Genomic DNA, 4,885 nt, shown 5'->3' with positions numbered 1-4,885 from the left:
GAGCTGTTGCTGCTGTTTTGCTGGCTGTCCTGCTGCGCCGCCTGCAGCGTGATGCCCTTGTCCGCATACAGTGCGGTGCTGCTTCCGACTGCGCCCTTGTGGATGTTGGCCGCGTTCAGGTTCACATCACACCCCGCGCTGCTGATGAGGATGCATCAGATTACCCCGCATGCTATTTCTTATGCCTTCTCAACCACCACCACCTGCCGTATTTGGCACGTTTGGCGGCCATGTCAGCTTTCCATTTGTCTGCAGCTTCTTTATTCTTTTGTTGCCGCTCCAAGTAACCTGGCTTTTGCTGCATAAGCCAAACATAGTAACCCTGAACAAAACCTTCTGCGAATGGAACACAAAAAACTACAAATAAAATAAACCACAAAGAATGTCCAGAATCCAAAAAATCATCAATATCTATGGGCCAGCCTTTACAAGCACCAAATGCAAAAATTAACAAAAGCATAGGAACCTGCCACTTTAATGAGTCAAAAAAATACTCTTTATACAATTGCTTAAATGTTTTTTCTTCCATGTTATTTGTTTGAATTTATTTTTGAAAAAGACCATCCGGCAGCTTCTGCACCAATAGCTTGTAATATAGGATTTTTAGGAATACCTCCAATTACGCCAGATGCCCCAGACGTTAAAATTGAACTCATCTTAATAGGCTCAGAATTCATTATTTTTGTCGCAGAATCTCCAGCCACACCAGTTACTGCCCCCACACCAGCAGAAATCACTACACGTGGCGCGGCCCCCAGAGACATCGCTTTCGAAATCGCCGGCACAGCCGTTAGTCCTGCACCTGCTGCCCCTCCTGCTCCAGAAAGCAGGGTTTCGTAAGGATCAATGTTTCCACTTTTCAGTACCTGCGCTCCAGCATTCACGCCAGAACTGATGAAGAATGCCTCGGGTGCCAACATGAGTGCCGGTGCCGACACTGCTATTGTCGCAACTCCCTTTGCCGTTTCCCGTGTCAATGCATCCTTGTATTTTGACAGCACTGCCTGATCGGCCGGATTGGATGAATACCATGCGATCACACTTGTTGCCTTGCAACCAGCGGCCGGACAGTTGGCATACGGAAGCATATAGGTTTTCCCATCGGCATACGATGGCTTATAGCTATAGGCCTCCTGCTTCTGGCTCGGCGCCATCCCTTGAGCACCAATCTGGGGCCAAGACGTCTGGTCCCAGATGTAAGTCCCATTTGACTTACTCATAATGTAATCAATGATTTCCTGATCTGGACGTGGAATATTCTGAATGCTCTGCACAAACAGGATGCCATTGTTTCCCTGTGCTCCCGTCATCCCTTCAGCTGTCACACTGGTCTTCCCTCCTATCATATTGTCGTAGGGAGTCGATGAAATGATATTCTTCGACCACGTCGCACCGGTTTTCAAATTATTTGACCAGCGTAGTGCATCCATGATCTGCGCCTGTGTGAATCGGCCATTGCTCTGTCTTGCCCACGCCATGGCCTTTTGCTGTTCCGATTGTGACAAGAATCGGTTATCTTCCACCGCCATCTGTGCTGCACTGCCACTGGCAACGATGCCGGCATTGCTTGCCGTTGTCGCCCCCGCAGCCGCTCCTGCCAGTCCCACTATCGCGCTGATCGTGCCCTTTTGCTCGGCGCTCAGTTTGTCCGGGTCACTTGTGCCATAGAGCCAGTTCGCAACCTTCGGTGCGGCCCCTTCTGCTGTGGCTGCCGATACGCCTGCTGTTACGGCATCTGTGCCCGTGGCTGCTGCGACTGCCGCTCCCAGTACCGCATGGGCCACCAGGTGCGCTGCGCTGCCGTCCTGGGCGTTCTCTTTGAAGTAGCTCCCGATTTGCTGCGCCACTTGCGGGCTGGCCATTTTCGCGACCGTTCCCATTGCACCATTGCTGTTGGGGACGTACAGCCCGGCTGCTGCGCTGTCGAGCAGCACACCTGCCGTTTGCAGGTTCTGCACCTTGGCTTCGTACTCGCTTTGGCTCAAGGTGCCGCTCTTCAGGTCCGCCTTGGCCTGGTCTATGCCCTGGTTGATCTGTGCCTTGGCTTGCTGGCGGTTGGTGTCGAATTCCTGTGTCACCGCCGTTTGCAGGTTCAACTCGCTCTGCACCTTGCTGGCATCAAAGCTGTTTGGCAATGTGCCGCTCCTAGCTGCTACCTGCTCTGTGGTGGTGCTGGTCTTGAGGTTGGCAATATCTTGCTGTTGCGCTGCCGCATTGGTGATTTGCACATTATCACGGCATCAAATTATGAAATTAATAATCAGCCATTTTATTAAATGAAATTCACATTCACATCAGGTGTTGCACTTCATATTTGAGGCCGCCCTTCAGAAAAAACAATATTGCCAGGAAAATTTCATACCTCATTACTGAATATCAAGTACCACTGATCCAAGCACCTAGCTGTAAGACGATCTTCCTTTGCCAAGGCATAGATAAAATCAGAAAAACCACAACACAGCACACAAAAAAAGTGCACTTCAATATTTTTACAAAATTCGCCCCCGATGCCTCACGAAACCAAAAAACAGGGAGCATAAAAGCAGTTATTAACAGCCCTGCATTGAATGCAAAAAAAATATCAATAATAATTCGCTTTGAATTTTCACCAACCCAATTTCCAGAAAAAATCCACACAACAACAGGAACAACAACGAATTCAGCCAAAAATACAATTACAAACATGAAGCATGTCATCATCCCAAAAAACCAAAAAAATCTCCCCACCCAAGAACTCAATTTCATCTCGATTACCTTCCCTGAATTCGACCAACTTGAGAGTTCACTTTATCCCCCACCATCTCCTGAGATATCCCCGATGTGATATTTCCAGACAAACCAGGCAAAACACTTGGAGGATTTATTTTCTGAACACCAAAAACACCCGTATCTACAAAATCAGGTTTCCACCATGGATTTATTTTCACCCTTACGACCGACTCTACTCCGCTCCCAACTCCATACCCAATAACGCTCCCCACAGCGGCAGCTGCCACACTCCCATTCGGATTCTCTCCCTTGATCGCACTACCTAAAAGAGCTCCTCCAGAATTAACAGAAATTGAAGAGGTCAAACCTTGGAGAACAGACCCACCGCCGGTCAAAAATCCCCCTCCACCAGCCATTGCCGCATCAACAGAGTTAACAGAACCATTACTAAGATATTGATACGCAGAGTTTATCGCAGAACCAAGGGTTCCAGCTATTGCACGCTGAGAAAGCGTCATTGGGCCACCTACCACGACGCCCAATCCTACTGCACCCACCCCGGCCAAACCCGTGCCAATTGGATTATTTTTTACGTCACCCTCAACCAAACCATTATAAGTCACACCGTAATTCAGGTAGCGAACCCCTTTTAAATATAACTCCATGGTTTCAGCCGCATATTTGCTATTATATGATGCACTTCCATACATTGCATCCGTAGAGGAAGATGCGCAGTTAAGATTGCTGCACCCCAATACCGACCGCAAACTGTAATCATGAACGCCTGATGCGCCCGCTGCGGCATCAGAATTACGCCACATCTCTGCAACAATTCGCGCCTCAAGTTCTCCCCTGCTTATCGATCGGCCTTCAATTTTTGCAACAGCATTAAGAATTTGCGTATTACTTGCCCAAGCGCGAGCTTTGGCATACTCACTTCGATTTAGCATGCGGTTATCTTCCACCGCCATCTGTGCTGCACTGCCACTGGCGACGATGCCGGCATTGCTTGCCGTTGTCGCCCCCGCTGCCGCTCCTGCCAGTCCCACTATCGCGCTGATCGTGCCCTTTTGCTCGGCGCTCAGTTTGTCCGGGTCACTTGTGCCATAGAGCCAGTTCGCAACCTTCGGTGCGGCCCCTTCTGCTGTGGCTGCCGATACGCCTGCTGTTACGGCATCTGTGCCCGTGGCTGCTGCGACTGCCGCTCCCAGTACCGCATGGGCCACCAGGTGCGCTGCGCTGCCGTCCTGGGCGTTCTCTTTGAAGTAGCTCCCGATTTGCTGCGCCACCTGTGGGCTGGCCATTTTCGCGACCGTGCCCACTGCACCATTGCTGTTGGGGCCGTATAACCTCGCTCATATCCATAGACTTTACAAATTGCATTTTCCTTTGTTCTCCTTTGGGTCTTGAGTTCCACAATCTTTACCGGTTAGCATAACGTCATATCCTTTATGCGCCATACATTGATCAAATTTTTCAGAAAGCTGAAGATCCACAGGGGCATCCTTTGAATAAGTAACTGCACTTCTAAGAGAAAGATCCCCCCGTTTTCCTCCACATGCCTCTACATCTCTCCAACGCTGATCCGCATCAGTTCTACCGTATGTGGCGGGTTTTTGATAGAAGGCCACGGGCGGCCAAGGTTCCCCAACAGGACCACCACAACTGACTACGGGCATCGGCGACCAGCAGCCATTGCACCCATACAGTGCAACAGCAGGCAAGGAGCACATCAGTGTTTTCAGTAGTTTATTCATTTCATTTACCTTTCAACTTCATGATAACCTGCATAAAATCAGGAGAAACAAGATCAACAAGTGCAAATGGCGCAGCAAGAGGTATGGCCAATATGGTGGTCGCAGTAGAGCCTATTTTCTCTACCGTTGTTCGTCCTCGACTAGTATTTCCTTGATTATCGTACCATCTCGGCAACTCACCTCCGATGAAGTCATGCGTTCCAGAGAAACTCTCAACAACGGCATCGGAAACGCCTCCAGGCGCATAGGGTATGTTTAATCCTGCTGGTAAATACCACCCCCCTTGTATCGCCTGAAATCCGCCTGTCGGACCATAGAGCTTAGACGCCTCTTTATTTATTTTAGGATCCAATGCTTGGTTTAGAGTTAATATTCTCTCATCCCCCTTGTATATTATTGATCCATCCGGACTTGATGTG

6 protein-coding genes are annotated in these 4,885 nt (G+C 49.4%); all 6 read right to left on the bottom strand.

Features of this window, described 5'->3' with window-relative positions; translation table 11 throughout:
• Positions 1 to 172 precede the first annotated feature (172 nt).
• Entirely contained in the window at positions 173 to 529 is a 357-nt protein-coding gene (locus ACP2WS_RS11175) for a hypothetical protein (protein ID WP_426460836.1), read from the bottom strand.
• 1 nt (position 530) lies between these two features.
• Positions 531 to 2,228 (bottom strand): VENN motif pre-toxin domain-containing protein, encoded by a 1,698-nt coding sequence (locus tag ACP2WS_RS11170; protein WP_426460835.1) that lies wholly within the window; start codon positions 2,226 to 2,228, stop codon positions 531 to 533.
• 148 nt (positions 2,229 to 2,376) lie between these two features.
• Positions 2,377 to 2,745 carry a hypothetical protein gene (locus tag ACP2WS_RS11165; protein ID WP_426460834.1) on the bottom strand — a complete coding sequence of 123 codons (369 nt, stop codon included), beginning with the start codon at positions 2,743 to 2,745 and terminating at the stop codon, positions 2,377 to 2,379.
• Positions 2,746 to 2,750: 5 nt separating this feature from the next.
• Positions 2,751 to 4,013: a VENN motif pre-toxin domain-containing protein gene (locus tag ACP2WS_RS11160; RefSeq protein ID WP_426460833.1), complete on the bottom strand. Its 1,263-nt coding sequence runs from the start codon at positions 4,011 to 4,013 to the stop codon at positions 2,751 to 2,753.
• Between the two features lie 66 nt (positions 4,014 to 4,079).
• Entirely contained in the window at positions 4,080 to 4,466 is a 387-nt protein-coding gene (locus ACP2WS_RS11155) for a hypothetical protein (RefSeq protein ID WP_426460832.1), read from the bottom strand.
• Position 4,467: 1 nt separating this feature from the next.
• On the bottom strand, positions 4,468 to 4,885 hold a 418-nt coding region (locus ACP2WS_RS11150), incomplete at its 5' end, for a hypothetical protein (protein ID WP_426460831.1).

Source organism: Brachymonas moutaii (nom. illeg.), assembly GCF_049977365.1.
Lineage (GTDB): Bacteria > Pseudomonadota > Gammaproteobacteria > Burkholderiales > Burkholderiaceae_C > Brachymonas.
This window is presented reverse-complemented; position numbering and strand designations above follow the sequence as displayed.

Bases quoted from the DNA above. Each gene is read 5' to 3' on its own strand.
- ACP2WS_RS11160 (WP_426460833.1), bottom strand. From the start codon at position 4,013: ATGGCCAGCCCACAGGTGGCGCAGCAAATCGGGAGCTACTTCAAAGAG.
- ACP2WS_RS11165 (WP_426460834.1), bottom strand. From the start codon at position 2,745: ATGAAATTGAGTTCTTGGGTGGGGAGATTTTTTTGGTTTTTTGGGATG.
- ACP2WS_RS11175 (WP_426460836.1), bottom strand. From the start codon at position 529: ATGGAAGAAAAAACATTTAAGCAATTGTATAAAGAGTATTTTTTTGAC.
- ACP2WS_RS11155 (WP_426460832.1), bottom strand. From the start codon at position 4,466: ATGAATAAACTACTGAAAACACTGATGTGCTCCTTGCCTGCTGTTGCA.